Source organism: Cohnella laeviribosi DSM 21336, assembly GCF_000378425.1.
Lineage (GTDB): Bacteria > Bacillota > Bacilli > Paenibacillales > Paenibacillaceae > Cohnella > Cohnella laeviribosi.
The window spans coordinates 1-16198 of the sequence record NZ_KB899816.1 but is presented as its reverse complement, the minus strand read 5'-3'; the positions used below and the strand labels follow the sequence as shown (position 1 = coordinate 16198).

Below are 16198 nucleotides of genomic sequence, written 5' to 3'. Positions count from 1 at the left end.
GCGATGATTAACTGCGAAGGATTGGTGAAAATTTACAAAACCGACGATCTCGAGGTTGTCGCGCTCCAAGGATTGAATCTGTCGGTCAGCGCAGGCGAGATGATGGCCATCATCGGCAACAGCGGCAGCGGCAAATCGACGCTGCTCAATATTCTGGGCGGACTCGACCGGCCCTCCGCCGGCCAAGTGACCGTCGGCCCGTGGAACCTGCTGAAAGCGAGCGACGACGATCTTGTCAAGTATAAGCGCGATACCGTCGGATTTATTTGGCAGAACAATGCCCGCAACCTGCTGCCGTTTCTGACCGCGCTGGAAAATGTCGAGATGCCGATGATGTTTTCCGGCAAGCTGGACCGGGCCTATGCCAAGCAGCTGCTGGAATGGGTCGGCCTGAAGGACCGCATGCACAACAAGCTCACGCAGTTGTCCGGCGGGGAGCAGCAGCGCGTCGCCATCGCGATCGCGCTGGCCAACAAGCCCCAGCTGTTGCTGGCCGACGAGCCCACCGGCTCGGTCGACACCCGAACGTCGGATTTGATCATGGATATATTCCGCCGTTTCAACCGTGAGCTTGGGGTGACGATCGTCATCGTGACCCACGATTTGTCGCTGGCCAGCAAAGTCGACCGCGTCGTCGCCATCCGCGACGGGCTCACGAGCACCGAGTTTATCAAGCGCAATCCGAATCTGGACGGCGCTTCTCCGCTTCACGGCGGAGGGTTGAACGAGGCGCATGAAGCTTTCGTTGTGGTCGACCGGGTAGGAAGGCTGCAAATTCCCAAGGAATATTTGCAGGCTCTCTCGATCGGCGACAAGGCAAGCATGGAGTTCGACGGAGAACAAATCGTCATCAAAGCACCGAAACCGATTGAGGAGGAACCTGCATGAAAACTATCCCGAACCGCTTTCGCAAGCTGGCGTTGACCGGCTTGAGCCTGACGCTGGCCGGCTCCCTGCTTGCCGCCTGCAACGGCGGAGGCAACTCCGACGATCCGAACAACCGGCGCACGCTGCGCATCGGCACGATGTACGGAAGCAGCCAGGAAGAGCAATATTTCCGCCAGCAATATACCGACCTGTTCGAATTTACGCACGGCAACATCGACATCGAGATCGTTCCGGCGATCGACTGGAGCGAGACGCAGTTCGAGGAGCAAACCCCGGACCAAAAGCAGCCCGATCCCCTTGAAAAGGTCAAGGAAATCATGACGGGCCCCAATCCCGTGGACGTCATGATCCTGAACGATTCCAGCATGCTGGGCAGCATGGTGCAGGAAAACTTGCTCAAGCCGCTCGATCCGCTTGTTAAGGAAGACAAGATCGATTTGAACGAATACGTGCCCGCCGTGATCGAAGGGATCAAGGAGATGGGCGACGGCCAGAACCTTTACGCCCTGGCGCCGACCTACTCGCCTTCCGCGCTTTTTTATAATAAGAAACTGTTCTCGAAATTGGGCGTCGAAGTTCCGACCAACGGCATGACCTGGGACGACTTGTTTAATCTGGCGCGCCGCCTGAAGACCGGATCGGGCAAAGACGCGACGTTCGGCTTTACGTTTAACCAATGGGGCTACAGCGACGGCTATTACGATATGGTCAATTACGCGGCTCCGCTGCAGCTTCGGATGTTCGACGACAAGGCGGAGACGATGACGGTCAACACGCCGCAATGGGAGGCCGTCTGGACGACGTTTGCGAACCTGTACAAAGACAAAGTGCTTCCGACCCGGGAAGATCTCCAGCCCGACCCGCAGCCCGACGACGGCAAGTACCGCTATAATCCGTACCAAGAACAGGCTTTCTTCAAGGGCAAAGTCGCGATGGTCATCGGTTCGTACAGCATGATCAACGATATCGAACTGTTCAACAAAAACGTCGACAAATTCGAAGGCATGGAGGCGCTTGACTGGGATGTCGTTTCCGTGCCGACCTTCGCGGAAAATCCGGGCGTGAGCAACTACATCTACATCAGCACGCTGGCCGGCATCAACGCCCAGGCTCAGAACCCGGACGACGCGTGGGAGTTCGTCAAGTTCATGAACGGCAAGGAGTGGGGCAAGCTGCGGGCGCGGAGCAGCTACGAGCTGCCGTCGCTGATCGAATTCGCCAAGCCGAAGGAAGGCATGAGCTACAACATGGAGGCCTTCACGAGCGTAAGGCCCGTACCGCAGCGCAACAACGCAACCTGGTCGAAGCTGTACCAGGAGCGCCCGAATTTGAGCCTGATCGATCAGTTGGCCGCAACCGAGTTCAACAAGGTGATCAACGGCGAAATGTCGGTCAAGGAAGCGCTGGCCGAATTCGAGACGAAGGGCAACGACCTGCTGCAAAAAATCAAGCTCAATCCGAACGGTCCCATCGAAGGGGTAAACGACGGGGTCTACGGCGCCAAGGAATTGACCCATTCGGCTTCCGGGATGGCCATCCTTGATTAACGGATAACGGAATCCGGATTTGATCCTGGGCAGCACCGCGCAGTCATCGGGAGGATACGGATTTGCGCGGTGCTTTTACTTTGATAAGGGGGAAATGCTGTGCAGTCGATTCGCCGTTTGCGTTTATTGAAATCGATATCCGTAATGCTCGTTTTTGCCGTTTTCGCCGCGCTTGCCGCGGCCTGCAGCGCCGGAGACGATTCCGACGACCCGAACAACCGGAGAACGCTTCGCATCGGGCTAATGTCCGGCAGCAAGGAAGACGAATCCTACTTGCGCCAGCAGTATTCGGATATGTTCGAGCTGGCGAAGAAGAACATCGACATCGAGTTTCAATACGCTTCCGATTGGTCCTCGATGCGGTTCGCTTCCGAAGAGGAAATGAAAGAGCAGCAGCGGGTGGACAATTACGAGAAGTTGAAAGAGATGATGACCGGCGCGAATCCGGTCGATGTGCTGATCCTGGACCAAGGTACGGTGGCCCGGCTTATTCAGGATAATCTGCTCGTGCCGCTCGATTCCTATATCAAAAAGGACAAAATCGATCTGGAGGCGTTTGTGCCTGCGGTGATGGACACGTTGCGGGAAATCGGGAACAATCAAATTTACGGGCTGACGCCGACGTTCAGCTCGAGCGTGCTGTTCTATAACAAGAAGCTGTTCTCCGAAGCGGGCGTAAATCCTCCCACCGACGGCATGACGTGGGACCAAATCTTCGACCTGGCGGTTCAGATGAGCAAGGGGACGGGCAAAGACAGAGTATTCGGGTTGTCGCTGAGCGATTGGGGCGGCGATCTCAATTTTTATTCCGTCAACAATATCGTCGCTCCGCTCAAGCTGCGCATGTACGACGACAAGGGCGAGACGATGAGCGTCGATACGCCGCAATGGGAGCGGGCGTGGAAGCGGCCGGTCGAGTTGTACCGGCAAAAAGTCATTCCGAATCAGGAGGATCTGATGCCCGACCCGCAGGAGACGAACGAAGGCGTCAGGTACGACCCGTACTCTAACCGCCCGTTCTTCACCAACCGGGTTGCGATGACGATCGGCGGCGCCTATATGATCAACGAGTTAAAGACGTTTAACGAAAACGTCGACAAACTGAAAAAATACCAGCTCATCGATTGGGATATCGTCACCTATCCGACGCTTCCGGAAATGCCGGATGTCGGAGGAAGCATGTATTTGGGCTCGATCATGGTCGTCAACAGCAAGGCGCAAAATCCGGACGACGCGTGGGAATTCATCAAGTTTAGCACGAGCAAGGAGACGGCCAAGTTCAAAGCGCGCAGCACCTATGAAATGAGCTCCCTTACCGAGTTCATCAAGCCGATTGACGGCCTGAGCTACAACATCGAAGCGTTTTATAAGCTCAAACCGAACAAATTCGAATACAACGAGGCCGAAGATAAGCTTAACCGCGAGCGGCCGAACCTGATGTATATTTCCACGATCGGGGACCAATTGTTCCAAAAAGCGCTGAGAGGCGACCTGACGGTCAAGGAAGCGCTGCAGGAGTGGCAAGCGAACGGCAACAAGCTGCTGCAGGAAATCAAGACGAACCCGACAGGCGAGCTGGACCTTACGCCCTACATGAGCGACGAGATGTCGAGGCAAAAAGAAATGGTCCCCAGAGCGGCGGGCGGTTAAGCTTGGGCGCGAACGAGCATCCTAAGGACCAGCAGCCCATATATCGGAGGGATCGCAGGCGATGAATTGGGTGTACTGGGCGAGACTGTACGACAGCAAATTTCAGGCGGGCTGTCTCGTTCGCCGCATGGAGGTTGACGGGTGGCTGTTCGGGGTCGACATGCCCCGCGAGATCGAAGTGTACCGCTCCCGCAAAGGGAAATACGGAGTGCGGTTTGTGCCGTAGCGGTTCTCGGGGCCGGCTTCCGTTCGCGAAGCCGGCCTTGGCATTGCCCGCTCGTTGTGGTATCGTCTAGGAAGGGAAAGGAGCGTGCACAGCATGCGGAGAATGCCTCTGTCGGCGGAAACGGCGCAGAAGCTGGCGCAGCATCTGAAGGTGCCGCTGGAGCATCTGATGCATATGCCGCAGCATATTTTGCTGCAGAAGCTCGCCGATATGGCCAAGGCGGAAGCGGCGGCGAACGGCGCAGAAGCAGCAAAAGAGCAGCCGAACGAAAAATAATTCTGCAAAATGCTATTTTTTTCTTGACTCATAAATCCCCCTGCTGTATATTAGTTCTTGTCGCTGTCGACAGCACCTTTAACCACTGGCGCGGGGTGGAGCAGTCCGGTAGCTCGTCGGGCTCATAACCCGAAGGCCGCAGGTTCAAATCCTGCCCCCGCAACCAATCATACCTTGAATGGACCAGTACGAGGGCCCTTAGCTCAGTTGGTTAGAGCGGTCGGCTCATAACCGATTGGTCGGGGGTTCGAGTCCCTCAGGGCCCACCAGCCAAAAAGCCTTGATCAATCAAGGTTTTTTTGATTTTGTGGGCCCCTTTTCATTAGTTTAGTATCGGCGAAATTTCGGTGTCCGATGAATTGCTAACGGATTTGCTAATGGGCGCCTCGTTATCCATACATTTAATGATGATATTGCATGCGTTTACGATACGTGATATGATATACCTTGTTGTCGCACGACAATTCTTGGAAACCCGAGATTTTCGTGCCGGGGTGGCGGAACTGGCAGACGCACAGGACTTAAAATCCTGGGGTGGGTAACCACCGTACGGGTTCGATTCCCGTCCTCGGCACCAGTAGCACCCACACTTATGATTAATAAATCCCCTTTTTCGGCCTGTCAATCTCAAGTCGGAAAAAGGGGTTCTTTTTATCGATTGTGATTTTTTGCAAGTCGTTGTTCGGGTTAACAATGGGACTGCGACTATACTGCAACCTTTTGAAGTATCCATAGACACCCTGCAAAATGCACAATCTTCAATGGCTAAAATCCGGAATGCTATAAACATAGTCTCTGCTGAACGCGCTAGGTTGGGTGCTTATCAAAATCGTCTTGAGCATACTTTAAATAACGTGCAACACTATGCGGAAAATTTATCCGCCTCCGAATCCAGAATTCGGGATGCGGATATGGCAAAAGAAATGACGGAACTGACGAGGAGTCAAATATTAGCGGAAGCGGGAAAGGTGATGCTGGCACAAGCCAATGCGTTACCGAGATTTGTTTTGAAGCTGTTGGAGTAAGATTAGACTCGCTAAAGACGCACAGGACTTAAAATCCTATCCGTTTCCCATCCCCTGCGCCACGCGGTTTTACCCTCATACCCCCAAATCCCGCTATGGCGAAATGCGGCAAGGCAGCGAAAGAGGTCGCGCGAAGGAATCCCCCTGACGAAAGGAGATCGCCCGGATGCTGGAAACGAAACGCCTGTTGATCCGAGAGTTTTCCCTTGAAGATGCCGAAGACGTTCATGTTTACGCTTCAAATCCCGAAGTAGCGAAGTACATGATATGGGGGCCGAATACGGAAGCGGATACGAAGGCGTTCATCCGGCTCGCCCTTGAAATGCGGAAGCAGGAGCCCAGGCGGGTTTACGAATTCGCGGCCGTGCTCAAATCAAACGGATCGCTGATCGGAGGCTGCGGCATTCATGTTTCCGAACCGTCGCAGGGAGAGATCGGCTATTGCTTCCATCCGGACTACTGGCGGCAAGGGTACGCGTCGGAAGCGGCGAAGGCGATGCTTTGGTTCGGATTCCGGCGACTCGGCCTGCACCGCATTTACGCCACGTGCCGTCCGGAGAATATCGGGTCCGCCAAAGTCATGCAGAAGATCGGCATGAAGTATGAGGGACATCTGCGCGGGCATATGCGGCACAAAGGGCAATGGCACGACTCCTTCCAATATTCCATTCTGGAGGACGAATACGAAGAAGATTCAACTGCGGAAGCGAGATTGCTATAATAAATTCGAGTCTTATGGCGAATCACGCGACGATGAAAATGGGGGATTGCGATATGGCGGCCATATTCCAAAACGATTGGGGCCCGCTGCTGCAGCCGGAAATGGAAAAGCCGTACTACCGGGAATTGAGGAAAAAGCTTGCGGCGGAGTATCGCCAGCACAGGGTTTATCCGGATATGTACCATATTTTCCAGGCGCTGCATTTGACTTCGTACGAGGCGGTAAAAGTGGTCATCCTCGGACAGGACCCGTACCACGGCTACGGGCAAGCTCACGGGTTGAGCTTCTCGGTGCTGCCGGGAGTGAAGACGCCGCCGTCCCTGCAAAACATTTACAAGGAATTGCGGGACGACCTGGGCTGTACGATCCCGAGCCACGGCTTTTTGGAGCATTGGGCGAAGCAGGGCGTGCTGCTGCTCAATGCCGTTCTGACGGTGCGGGAAGGGCAGCCGAACTCGCACAAGGGACTCGGCTGGGAGCGGTTTACGGATGCGGTCATCGCGGCGCTGAACGAGCGGGAGCGGCCGGTCGTGTTTATTTTATGGGGGCGGCATGCGCAGGAGAAGGCTTCGTTTATCGACCGCTCGCGCCACTACGTGATCGCTTCGCCGCATCCGAGTCCGTTCTCGGCGCATAACGGCTTTTTCGGCAGCCGTCCGTTTTCGCGGACGAACGCCTTCTTGCGTTCAATCGGAGAGACCGAGATCGACTGGCAAATACCGGAGCTGGATGCGGAGACGGAGCGCCTGGTATCGGGAGCAAGCCGGCGATGAGCTCGCGCCGCCTGCTGACGCCGGCGTCGGGCTACTTGCAGGGCTATACGCATACGTTAAATCCGTACGTCGGCTGCGCGTATGGCTGTTCGTATTGCTACGTGCGCCGGCTTCCGGTCGCGCTGTTTCGGTCCGAGCCTTGGGGAGAGTGGGTGGAGCGGAAGCAGGCGGATGCCTCGGGATTCGAGCGCGAGCTCCGGCGCGCCAAAGCGAACGGGCCCGTGACCGTCTTTTTCTCGTCGGCTACGGACCCGTATCAGCCGCTGGAGGCATCCGCCTTCGTCAGCCGCCGGCTGCTGGAGGCGATGGCGGCCGAGCCGCCGGACTTTGTGCTGGTGCAGACGCGTTCTCCGCTCGTCGTCCGGGACGCGGACCTGCTGCTTCGGCTTAAAGGCCGCCTGCGGGTAAGCATGACGATCGAAAGCGACCGCGACGACGTTCGGCGGGCGCTGACGCCGTATGCGCCGCCGATCGCAGCCCGCTTTGCGGCGCTGCGCAAGCTGCGCGAAGCCGGCGTGGACGTGCAGGCGGCCGTATCTCCGGTTCTGCCGCATACGCCCGGTTTCGCCCGGCGGTTGGCCGAGGCGGCGCCGAGAGTGGTCGTCGACGACTTCTTCCGGGGAGACGGCAGCGGCGGCAGGCGCAGCGAACGGCTCGGGATGCGGGAGACATTCGCGCAGCTCGGCTGGAGCGAATGGTACCGCCCGGAAGCCGCGGAGGCGCTCGTTGGCGAGCTGTCCGGCCTCATGCCGCCGGGCGGCGTGGCGTTCAGCGCCGACGGCTTTGCGCCGCCCGCTCCGGCCGCAAGAAGGCGGGACGAAGCGGGGCAAACCTGATAAAAACCAAAAAGCCACGCCGCCCGGCGTGGCTCTTCATTTACGTTATATGGTGATCTGAACAGGATTCGAACCTGTGACCCCCACCCTGTCAAGATGGTGCTCTCCCAGCTGAGCTATCAGATCAAGAAGTGTTTCGGCTTGATCTATTATAGCGGGTCGCAGCAGGGTTGTAAAGGGGGGGATAAAATATTTTATCGCGTTAACGGTCAGCTGTGGTCAACCTGGCGTCCTTTGCCCCAGACGCGGTTAATCAGCTCATGTATTCTCGCCTTTTCCTTCTCCAGCAGCTTGCTTTCGATCGCCGACTCGCTTATGCCTTTTTCCTTGCCGATTTGCACGATCGATTTGCCTTTTTTCAGCTCTTCGATCAGCTCTTTCGGATTCATGCCGAGCACCTGCGCGATGTCGTTTAACCGTTTGGCTCCCCGGTGATGGCGATGCGGGCCGCCTTTCCGGTCGACGAGCTGGCGCACGCGCTCCTCCATGTTCGCTTTCCACTGTCCGGCCTCGGCTTCCGTCAATTGTCCCGCCTTGACCGCCTCGTTGAGTCTTGCGATATGCTGGCTGACGAGCAGGTCGATCACTTTTTCTTTGGACACGCCGTTTTTCTCGGCGATATCCGCAAGCGATTTGCCCGCCGCAAGCTCGCTTCGGAGCGTGGCTTCATCGGTTTTCAGCAAATCGAGCAGCGCCGCGTTCGGGCCGCGGGACGCCGGTTCTGCCGAGATGGAACGGTTAAGCGTCTGCGGGGAAGGGGAAAGTCCCGGTGCGGAATCGTCCGCCGCGTAAGCGGCCGCGCCGGCGGCGGCGGGGAGGGCAAGGGCAAGAACGAGCGTCAGAAGCAGGCTTTTCGCCATGATCGTGTTTTTGTTCAGCATAGTTGTCTTCACTCCTTCGTTACCTATTGTAGGTAGCGGGAGCAGTCTCTAAACCGTCACGCTGCAAAAAAACAAAACCTTCTTGCGTTACGCAAGAAGGCTCATTGTTTGATTATGGTGATCTGAACAGGGTTCGAACCTGTGACCCCCACCCTGTCAAGATGGTGCTCTCCCAACTGAGCTATCAGATCACGTCTCGCGAAGACATTTTGTATATTACCAAGATCCTTGTCCGATGTCAACCGGTTGGAGCCGGTTTGTTTTTGCACAATCGACGCCAAAATGTTTTTCCCGTCGCCCGGATGGCGGTGATGAAAGCCGGCCTTTTGACGTAAGTATGAACTAAATCGGCATGAACGCGGGGAGGAGCGAAACGCGACGCATGGATGAGGGTGCGATGTTGCTGCTGGCTTTGATCGGCCTGTTTGGATTGATCGGCGCGGTAATGGCGGCTGTGGCCCATATGGTCAGCAAGGATTCGGCGGAGTACGACCGGCGTATCGTGTGGAAAATAAAGGGGTACCCGAACCGAAAAAACGGCAGCGGCGATTAAGGTTCGGGCGAAGCGGGCATTCTGAGTAAAACGGAACGCATGTTCCGAATGAAAGGAAGGAGCGCTTCCCATGCCGGCCTGCAGCCATCGACGCATCGGGTTCGGACGGATCGCAGCCGTTGCGCCGCTTCTCGCCGTATCGCTTGTCCTCGCCGCCTGCGGCTCGAAGCCGGCCGTTCCCGCAAACGCCAACAGCGGGACGAACGGGACGAACGTGATCGCCGACGTCTACGAAAGCGAAGTATCGAAAGACGTTTATCAATCGCGGAATGTGACGCCGGGAATGGAATGGGGGGTCGGATGGTAGCGCCCTCATTCCTGTCCGGACCATGCCCGCCGCCAGGACGAAAAAAGCTCCGCTTCCCCTTAAGGGCAGGCGGAGCTTTTTCCCGTTATTCCTCCCACTTGCGGGAGTAAGCTTTCTTCGTGACCCAGAGCAGCAGCCAAATCATCAGGACAAGCAGAATGCCGGATACAACGTAGGCGGTAACCAAACGGGCAAACTTCCTTTCGTGTCTTGATTCCTTCCCCCATCATACCTTAACCCGCCGCCGATTGTCATCCCGGGGTCAGATCGTGTACCGTTTGTGCTGCTCGACAAACGTCATCTTCCCGGAGCGGCCGATGAAATTCGGCTGATCGTCGCCGTAATGCATTAGCCGAATCCGCTCCTGCAGGTCTTCCGGAAGCGTCAGCAGCTCCGGAAGGCAGGCGTGAACGGTTCCGGGCGCATGAAGCTGGCAATCGTGGAAAATCGTCTTCACTCCCCGCTCGTAAACGAGGCGGCGGAGCAGGTCGGGGTCGAATTTCATATCGGCCGTATAAAAGAACGTGCCGTTCAGCAGAACGGAGTAGCTTTTTTTGCCGGGAATATGCTCCGTCCGCAGCAGCTCCGCCGTAAGGCCGGGCAGCAGCTCGGCCGCCTCTCCTTCGCGGAGCGGGCGCACGTCGAAATAATCCTCCAGCGAGTGGTTATCCTCCTGCTGCAGCCCGCCCCGCAGCGTATGCTCCCACAGGGGAGACACAAGCGTATCGGCCACGTACAGCGGTTTCCGGGTTTTATAAATAAGGGAGTATTGGAACGCCAACTCTTCCAGTCCGCCGACATGGTCGGCATGAATATGGGTAACGAGAATGGCGTCGATGTCGGCAAGCGGAATGCCGAGGCGGTGAAGCGCTCTTGGCGCCGTGTGGCCGCAATCGATCAGAAGGGTGCGGCCTTCGGAATAGACCAATGCGTTATTGTTGTAAAAGGTTTTGGCGAATGCGCTTCCCGTTCCAAGCATGAGAATGTCCATTCCAAGCTCCCCTTTAGATGCGTTTGACATGAATATACCATGATTTGGACTGCGGCAAAAGCGTTCGCCAAAAATCCGATCGGCGGCCGAAGCAAGGCGTCTCTCCTTCGCATACGTTATCGTGGCGGCATTTATGCCCGGAAGGGGGGAGTCCCATGAGCAAGCCGAGCAGCAAAGGATCGAGGGCATCCAAGAAAAAAGAACTTTCCTCCGTCATTCACCGGCCGCAGATGAAAATCGTCACTTCGGATGTATGCGCGGTATGCAAAACCCCGTGCGCGAGGGGATTGGCCTACCTGGCCAAAATGTCCGAGCCGGGGGCCGTAGGCCGGGGCGTACCGTGCGTGCTCACGCTGCCCAAGGCGAACTGAACCGGGAAATAACCGGCTGGCCGCGAGGGTATTTCCCGGGCGAGCGCACAAACGGAGCGAATTCGACATTCTGTGCCAGCGCCCGGGCGGCGAAGCGGCGGATGTCCGTTCTGAATTTTTCTTCGTCTTCCGCAACTTTTTTCCTGTCAATTGGTATAACGTATACAGGAATGCGAGAGTGTGATGACGGAGGTTGTGCAGAATGAACATCCGCAAGCTGCTGCCCTTAACCGTGGCGCTCATGATTGCCAGCAGCACGGTTATCTTCGCGGACACGGTTTCGCAGAAGGTTCGAATCATCTTCAACAAGCAGACGATCGATGAAAGCGGCATAATGGTGGACGGGAAAGCTTACGTCAGCGTGCGCTCGGTCGGCGATATCATACAGGGCTTGGTTTCCTGGGACGACAACGACAAGAAAGTGGTCATTGCCAAACCTAACGTACATATGTTTACGATGGCCGGCAGCAAGCCGTTCGGCTCGGTGCAGAAAGATCAGAAGGTGAATTTCATCGTCTTCGCCCAGATCGACAATCTGCAGACCGACATTTCCGCGTTCAAGGTCACGATTGCCGACCCTTACGGATCCGAAACGTACATCGACGGCCTCACGAGCAAGGACAAGGATTTTCCGACCAAGGACAATTTCTGGTTTACGACGAGCAGCAGCTTCAGCTACGAATTCAAGTCGAGCGGCAAGTACACGATTCGTTTCTGGATGCAGCCCGCGGGAAGTTCGTCCATGCAGGTGGTCTCGGAGAAAACGATTATTTCCAGGTAAAACAAGCGATAGGCGCTCCCCCTTTCGATCGGGCGGAGCGTTCTTCGTTTGACCGGAGAGTAGGGAAGTGTTACGATACGGGGGTAGGTAAATTCAACCGATCGAACGGAGGTTCCACATGAGCGATCATGTTCATGACGAAAATTGCAATCATGACCACGACGAGGAGGCCGTATTTGTCGTAACCGACGAGGACGGCAACGAACACGAGATGGTGCTCGTGTACACGTTTGAGAGCGGCGACAATGCGTATGCCGTTTTGCTCGACCGCAACGATCCCGAAGACGACGGCGTCATATTCCGAATTGAGGAAGACGGGGAAGACGAAGTGCTCGTCAACATCGAAGACGACGAAGAATGGGAGCGGGTTATGAAGGTATACGAAGAGCTCGCCGCCCGGGAAGCGGACTGAAGCCCCGGATTCGGCAGACGGTTCCGGAACCTTTCGGCGAAGCGCATCCGGATTTGACGATGAATAAGGGCTGCCTGCGAGAGCGCGATGCTCAGCAGACAGCCCTTGCGTTTTATTTGCGGGGATTGTAATGCATGATGCGGCCGTTGAACAGCTTCACTTCCGCGAGCAATTGCCGTCCGAGCCATTTGCAGTATTCGTTGGCTTTGGCCTTGTCGCCGTGCGTGGCTCCTTCGGGGAGAACGACCTGAATGTACGGGACGGACCGGTCGCCTTCCTGTTTCCGGCCGACGCCGAACAAGATGAAGCGGTACTGCGGCTTCAAGCCTTTCAAATAAAACCAGAGCCGGTCTTCTCCCGGCTTGTGCTCGATCGTGTAGGGGAACGCCGCATTCGCGTAGTCCCAGCCGAGCTGCTTTCCGGTCAGCGCGGTTTGCGCGCGGTAACGCAGCAGATGCTCCTTCACGTCGTCGAGCGTAATGTCCGTTGCGGCGGATCCTTGAACCAGCGATATGTAAGCGCTCTGACTCATCGAATGCCACCTCCAAGCCCATAATAGCAAAATCAGGTTCGTTTCACAACGAATTCCTGGCCATTGGGCGAAAAACGAAAAACCCCCGGCGCGCGGATCGAATCCGCCGTCCGAGGGTTTTGCCGCAAATGCGGCCGCAACGGGCTTTCCGGCCGGTTACGAGATGGCCGTTTCTTCGACGATGACTTTGATTTGGCGGACGGTGCGGTCTTCCGGACCTTTGACCGGCAGGCCGACCTCCAGATGCTCCACGATATAATCGATATTCTCCTGCGAGATGACTTCCCCCGGCAGGAGAATCGGGATGCCCGGCGGATAGACGTAGATGAATTCCGCAATGATCCGGCCTGCCGAAGCGGTCAGCGGGATCGTCTCGGTCTCTCCGTAGAACGCATCCCGCGGCGTCAGCGACAGATGGGGGATCTCGGGGATTTTGACCACGATTTCGGGAACTTCGCGGGTGTTCAGGAATTGCTCCGACATCTCGCGCAGCGCCTTCACGAGAAGGCCGACGGACGCTTCGTCGTCGCCCGGCGTGATCAGGCACAGAATATTGTACATGTCGCTCAGTTCGACTTCGATCCGGTAATGGTCGCGAAGCCAGTTCTCCGCTTCATAGCCCGTGATGCCAAGATGCCGCACGTGAATCGTCAGCTTGGTCGGATCGTAGTCGTACGTCGCCTCGTCGCCGAGAATTTCCTCCCCGAAGGCATACAGTCCCTCGATCTCGTTGATCGCTTTCCGCGTCCGGTTGGCGAGATCCACGGCCTTGTCCGCCAGCTCCTTGCCGTGCAGGGCCAGCTGCCGCCGCGCCGTATCGAGCGAAGCCAGCAGCGGATAGGAGGTGGAGGTGGTCGTCAGCATGCTCAGAATCGTCTGCACGCGCTGGATGTTGACAAGCCCTGCCCGCACATTCAGGATCGAGCTCTGGGTCATCGAGCCGCCGAGCTTGTGGACGCTTGTTGCGGCCATATCCGCGCCGGCCTGCATGGCGGACATCGGCAGCCGGTCGGAAAAATGGATCAGCGCGCCGTGCGCCTCGTCGACCAGCACCGGAATGTCGTACTCATGGACGAGATCGACGATTTCCTTCAGATTGGCGCAGATGCCGAAATACGTCGGGTTGATGACCAGCACCGCCGCCGCGTCGGGGTGCCGTTCGAGCGCCCGCCGAACCGCGCGGGTCGTGACGCCGTGATCGATGCCGAGCTGATGGTCGCGCACCGGCGACAGGAAGACCGGCCGCGCGCCCGCGAAGATGATGGCGGAAAGCACCGACTTGTGGACGTTGCGGGGTACGATGATCTTGTCCCCGTTTCCGCAAACGGAAAGGATCATCGCCATGATGGCGCTGCTTGTCCCCTGCACGGAAAAGAAGCTGGCGTCCGCTCCGAAAGCGTCGGCGGCAAGCTTTTGCGCTTCCAGGATGACGCCGGCAGGCTGGTGAAGATCGTCCAGCGGGGCGATATTGATCAGGTCGATATCGAGAACGTTTTGCCCGATATACCTGCGAAATTCAGGGTCCATGCCGGCGCCTTTCTTGTGGCCGGGAATGTGGAACTGCACCGGTCCGGCTGCCGCATGCCGCCGCAGCGCGTCGAACAGGGGGGTGCGGGAGTGATCCAATTTGTAGCGCCTGCCTTTCCATACCTAGCATAAGTTCAGCTATTCGTTCAAACTAGGTTGAGTATAGCAAAAATAAGGGGGAATGCAATAAATGCGGCGCCCGAAATGTCATCCATCCGACAAATTCCGGGATTTGGAACCGGCCGCCCGCTATGTTACCATACTTTCATGAACATCTGATCTTGAGCTTCAGAGGAGAGACAAGAATCCATGAGAAGCAAGCTTGTCATCGTATCGCTTATGCTGATCACCACTTTTATCGGCTTCGGCATCATTATTCCGGTTCTGCCGCAGGCGGTGTCCGACATCGATCCCGCCGCCGCCAACGTCCACACGGGCTTGATGCTGACGCTCTATTCGCTCGTTTCGTTTGTCGTGTCCCCGATGTGGGGGGCGCTGTCCGGCAGAATCGGCAGAAGACCCGTCATCATGACCGGGATCACGGGCTTCTGCATCAGCTTTTTGCTGTTCGGGTTTGCCGGTGACAATCTTGCGCTCATGTACGCGTCGCGGCTGATCGGCGGGCTGTTCTCCGGCGCGGTTACGGCGTGCATCGTCGCCTACGTGGCCGACATTACGACCGACGAGGAACGGACAAAAGGAATGGCGGTCGTCGGGATGAGCATCGGGCTCGGCTTTACGTTCGGCCCGTTTGTCGGAGGGGCGCTGAGCAACATTTCGCTCAGCGCGCCGTTCTTCGCGGCGGCGGGGCTGTCGCTTGCGACGCTTGCCGCCGCATGGGCGAAGCTGACGGAATCGCTGACGCCGGAGCAGCGCGCGAAGACGGCCGCCGCGCCCAAGGCGTCGCGCTGGACGGCCTTTCAGGGACCGCTCAAGAACTTGTATGTCCTTGCGTTTTTCGTAACGTTTTCCCTGGCGATTCTGGAGGCGACGATGCAGCTCTACGGCATGAAGCGCTTCGACGTTACGCCCTACAAGGTCGGCATCATGTTTTTCTTCTGCGGGCTGGTCGGGGCGCTTGTGCAGGGCGGCGTTGTCCGCCGGTTCGTCAAGAAGGGGCGGGAAGGCTTGTTTATCGCGATCGGGCTGGTGATCTCGGCCGCCGGATTTTTCCTGCTGCTGACCGCGCACAACTGGTTTGCGGCCACGGTGTACCTGTGCATCTTCGGCATCGGCAACTCCCTTACCCGCCCCTGCGTAACGTCCCTGATTACCCAGAAAACGACGGTGGAGCAAGGGGTGGCCTCCGGCCTCAGCTCCTCGATGGACAGCCTCGGGCGGATCGTCGGCCCCGTGCTCGGCACGCTGCTGCTCGGCATCTACGATTGGCTGCCGTATGCGCTGTCCGGCGCCGTGTCCTTGCTCGCGCTGGGGCTTCTGGCCCGGTTCCGCATGGCGGATCGCGCGGCGGCGCAGGCGCGCGGCTGACGGTCGGGCGCACGGATCGCGCTTGTAATCCCCTTGCCGGATAAGGCATAAGGCAAGTTCCGCGTTGCGTTTTTCAGTTCCATATGTTCGGACGGCAAACAAACCGGCAGCGGTTCGCCATGAAGGCACCGCTGCCGGTTTGTTTGTACGCCCAGCATGGACGTCATCTTTAGGGTGAAAGTCCCGAGCGGGGGCTGGCGAGCGCCTACCGTAGCCAAGGGCAAGGGTGTCCGTCGTGAGGCGGAATCTGAAGGAAGCCGGAGGCAAATGCACGGGCCAAGGTACACGAACCCAATTGGAGGCAGGGTTAGTCGGATGAGTTGCCAAAACACAACGAAATCCAAAGCCGCCAAGGGCTAGTCCTGTAGACTTGGGTGGTCGCGGGCAGACAGATGACGTTCTTATCTGGGGAG

Annotated in this window: 19 protein-coding genes and 5 tRNA genes; 18 read left to right on the top strand and 6 right to left on the bottom strand. The window is 57.3% G+C overall.

All coding sequences use genetic code 11. The features are described from left to right. Positions 1–3 precede the first annotated feature (3 nt). The 12 genes from F560_RS0107735 to F560_RS0107680 all read left to right on the top strand — a co-directional run bounded on the left by F560_RS0107735 (position 4) and on the right by F560_RS0107680 (position 7942). Positions 4–888 carry an ABC transporter ATP-binding protein gene (locus F560_RS0107735; protein ID WP_019005148.1) on the top strand — a complete coding sequence of 295 codons (885 nt, stop codon included), beginning with the start codon at positions 4–6 and terminating at the stop codon, positions 886–888. Further along, entirely contained in the window at positions 885–2435 is a 1551-nt protein-coding gene (locus F560_RS0107730) for an ABC transporter substrate-binding protein (protein ID WP_019005147.1), read from the top strand. Before F560_RS0107735 ends, F560_RS0107730 begins: the two co-directional genes overlap by 4 nt. 99 nt (positions 2436–2534) lie before the next feature. Then, entirely contained in the window at positions 2535–4085 is a 1551-nt protein-coding gene (locus tag F560_RS22775; protein WP_019005146.1) for an ABC transporter substrate-binding protein, read from the top strand. 61 nt (positions 4086–4146) lie between these two features. Then, on the top strand, positions 4147–4311 hold the full coding sequence (locus F560_RS25905) for a hypothetical protein (protein WP_019005145.1): 165 nt from the start codon (positions 4147–4149) through the stop codon (positions 4309–4311). Positions 4312–4404: 93 nt separating this feature from the next. Next, positions 4405–4587, top strand: coding sequence for a YycC family protein (locus F560_RS0107715; protein ID WP_019005144.1), 183 nt, complete (start codon positions 4405–4407; stop codon positions 4585–4587). An 89-nt stretch (positions 4588–4676) separates the two neighbouring features. Then, a tRNA-Met gene (locus F560_RS0107710) sits at positions 4677–4753 on the top strand. A 26-nt stretch (positions 4754–4779) separates the two neighbouring features. Continuing rightward, positions 4780–4856: transfer RNA gene (locus F560_RS0107705), tRNA-Ile, on the top strand. Between the two features lie 219 nt (positions 4857–5075). Next, positions 5076–5164, top strand: a tRNA-Leu gene (locus F560_RS0107700). A 184-nt stretch (positions 5165–5348) separates the two neighbouring features. Further along, positions 5349–5612, top strand: a complete 264-nt coding sequence (locus F560_RS0107695) for a flagellin (protein WP_156828924.1) — start codon at positions 5349–5351, stop codon at positions 5610–5612. Positions 5613–5778: 166 nt separating this feature from the next. After that, positions 5779–6333, top strand: a complete 555-nt coding sequence (locus F560_RS0107690; RefSeq protein WP_019005142.1) for a GNAT family N-acetyltransferase — start codon at positions 5779–5781, stop codon at positions 6331–6333. Positions 6334–6386: 53 nt separating this feature from the next. Continuing rightward, positions 6387–7106 (top strand): uracil-DNA glycosylase, encoded by a 720-nt coding sequence (locus F560_RS0107685; protein ID WP_026298149.1) that lies wholly within the window; start codon positions 6387–6389, stop codon positions 7104–7106. Beyond that, complete coding sequence (locus F560_RS0107680) at positions 7103–7942, top strand: SPL family radical SAM protein (RefSeq protein WP_019005140.1); 840 nt, start codon at positions 7103–7105, stop codon at positions 7940–7942. Before F560_RS0107685 ends, F560_RS0107680 begins: the two co-directional genes overlap by 4 nt. Positions 7943–7992: 50 nt before the next feature. Here F560_RS0107680 and F560_RS0107675 read toward each other — a convergent pair. The 3 genes from F560_RS0107675 to F560_RS0107665 form a co-directional block, all read right to left on the bottom strand. Further along, positions 7993–8068: transfer RNA gene (locus F560_RS0107675), tRNA-Val, on the bottom strand. Between the two features lie 83 nt (positions 8069–8151). Further along, on the bottom strand, positions 8152–8823 hold the full coding sequence (locus tag F560_RS0107670; RefSeq protein WP_019005139.1) for a hypothetical protein: 672 nt from the start codon (positions 8821–8823) through the stop codon (positions 8152–8154). 115 nt (positions 8824–8938) lie between these two features. Beyond that, positions 8939–9014 (bottom strand) — tRNA-Val (locus F560_RS0107665). A gap of 191 nt (positions 9015–9205) precedes the next feature. Here F560_RS0107665 and F560_RS25525 point away from each other — a divergent pair. Together F560_RS25525 and F560_RS0107650 are read left to right on the top strand one after the other, a co-directional pair. Beyond that, complete coding sequence (locus F560_RS25525; RefSeq protein ID WP_156828923.1) at positions 9206–9376, top strand: hypothetical protein; 171 nt, start codon at positions 9206–9208, stop codon at positions 9374–9376. 70 nt (positions 9377–9446) lie between these two features. Further along, on the top strand, positions 9447–9683 hold the full coding sequence (locus F560_RS0107650; protein WP_019005137.1) for a hypothetical protein: 237 nt from the start codon (positions 9447–9449) through the stop codon (positions 9681–9683). 262 nt (positions 9684–9945) lie between these two features. On the opposite strand, the gene F560_RS0107640 is transcribed toward F560_RS0107650, so the two are convergent. Then, positions 9946–10674 (bottom strand): MBL fold metallo-hydrolase, encoded by a 729-nt coding sequence (locus F560_RS0107640; protein ID WP_019005135.1) that lies wholly within the window; start codon positions 10672–10674, stop codon positions 9946–9948. Positions 10675–10829: 155 nt separating this feature from the next. On the opposite strand from F560_RS0107640, the gene F560_RS0107635 reads away from it, so the two are divergent. The 3 genes from F560_RS0107635 to F560_RS0107625 all read left to right on the top strand — a co-directional run bounded on the left by F560_RS0107635 (position 10830) and on the right by F560_RS0107625 (position 12238). Then, complete coding sequence (locus F560_RS0107635; RefSeq protein ID WP_019005134.1) at positions 10830–11045, top strand: hypothetical protein; 216 nt, start codon at positions 10830–10832, stop codon at positions 11043–11045. Between the two features lie 202 nt (positions 11046–11247). Continuing rightward, the gene (locus tag F560_RS0107630) at positions 11248–11826 is read left to right on the top strand and encodes a stalk domain-containing protein (protein ID WP_019005133.1); all 579 of its coding nucleotides are present in this window, start codon (positions 11248–11250) and stop codon (positions 11824–11826) included. Between the two features lie 118 nt (positions 11827–11944). After that, positions 11945–12238, top strand: a complete 294-nt coding sequence (locus F560_RS0107625) for a DUF1292 domain-containing protein (protein WP_019005132.1) — start codon at positions 11945–11947, stop codon at positions 12236–12238. A gap of 112 nt (positions 12239–12350) precedes the next feature. On the opposite strand, the gene F560_RS0107620 is transcribed toward F560_RS0107625, so the two are convergent. After that, positions 12351–12770, bottom strand: coding sequence for a DUF1885 family protein (locus F560_RS0107620; protein ID WP_019005131.1), 420 nt, complete (start codon positions 12768–12770; stop codon positions 12351–12353). A gap of 156 nt (positions 12771–12926) precedes the next feature. Then, positions 12927–14396, bottom strand: a complete 1470-nt coding sequence (locus F560_RS0107615) for an aminotransferase class I/II-fold pyridoxal phosphate-dependent enzyme (protein ID WP_019005130.1) — start codon at positions 14394–14396, stop codon at positions 12927–12929. A 210-nt stretch (positions 14397–14606) separates the two neighbouring features. Between F560_RS0107615 and F560_RS0107610 the strand changes: the two genes are divergently transcribed. Next, positions 14607–15785 (top strand): MFS transporter, encoded by a 1179-nt coding sequence (locus F560_RS0107610; RefSeq protein ID WP_019005129.1) that lies wholly within the window; start codon positions 14607–14609, stop codon positions 15783–15785. The last annotated feature ends 413 nt before the right edge of the window (positions 15786–16198 follow it).

Coding starts and splice junctions, on each gene's coding strand:
- F560_RS0107735 (WP_019005148.1), top strand. CDS start 4: ATGATTAACTGCGAAGGATTGGTGAAAATTTACAAAACCGACGATCTC.
- F560_RS0107730 (WP_019005147.1), top strand. CDS start 885: ATGAAAACTATCCCGAACCGCTTTCGCAAGCTGGCGTTGACCGGCTTG.
- F560_RS25905 (WP_019005145.1), top strand. CDS start 4,147: ATGAATTGGGTGTACTGGGCGAGACTGTACGACAGCAAATTTCAGGCG.
- F560_RS0107715 (WP_019005144.1), top strand. CDS start 4,405: ATGCGGAGAATGCCTCTGTCGGCGGAAACGGCGCAGAAGCTGGCGCAG.
- F560_RS0107695 (WP_156828924.1), top strand. CDS start 5,349: ATGGCTAAAATCCGGAATGCTATAAACATAGTCTCTGCTGAACGCGCT.
- F560_RS0107690 (WP_019005142.1), top strand. CDS start 5,779: ATGCTGGAAACGAAACGCCTGTTGATCCGAGAGTTTTCCCTTGAAGAT.
- F560_RS0107685 (WP_026298149.1), top strand. CDS start 6,387: ATGGCGGCCATATTCCAAAACGATTGGGGCCCGCTGCTGCAGCCGGAA.
- F560_RS0107680 (WP_019005140.1), top strand. CDS start 7,103: ATGAGCTCGCGCCGCCTGCTGACGCCGGCGTCGGGCTACTTGCAGGGC.
- F560_RS0107670 (WP_019005139.1), bottom strand. CDS start 8,823: ATGCTGAACAAAAACACGATCATGGCGAAAAGCCTGCTTCTGACGCTC.
- F560_RS25525 (WP_156828923.1), top strand. CDS start 9,206: ATGGATGAGGGTGCGATGTTGCTGCTGGCTTTGATCGGCCTGTTTGGA.
- F560_RS0107650 (WP_019005137.1), top strand. CDS start 9,447: ATGCCGGCCTGCAGCCATCGACGCATCGGGTTCGGACGGATCGCAGCC.
- F560_RS0107640 (WP_019005135.1), bottom strand. CDS start 10,674: ATGGACATTCTCATGCTTGGAACGGGAAGCGCATTCGCCAAAACCTTT.
- F560_RS0107635 (WP_019005134.1), top strand. CDS start 10,830: ATGAGCAAGCCGAGCAGCAAAGGATCGAGGGCATCCAAGAAAAAAGAA.
- F560_RS0107630 (WP_019005133.1), top strand. CDS start 11,248: ATGAACATCCGCAAGCTGCTGCCCTTAACCGTGGCGCTCATGATTGCC.
- F560_RS0107625 (WP_019005132.1), top strand. CDS start 11,945: ATGAGCGATCATGTTCATGACGAAAATTGCAATCATGACCACGACGAG.
- F560_RS0107620 (WP_019005131.1), bottom strand. CDS start 12,770: ATGAGTCAGAGCGCTTACATATCGCTGGTTCAAGGATCCGCCGCAACG.
- F560_RS0107610 (WP_019005129.1), top strand. CDS start 14,607: ATGAGAAGCAAGCTTGTCATCGTATCGCTTATGCTGATCACCACTTTT.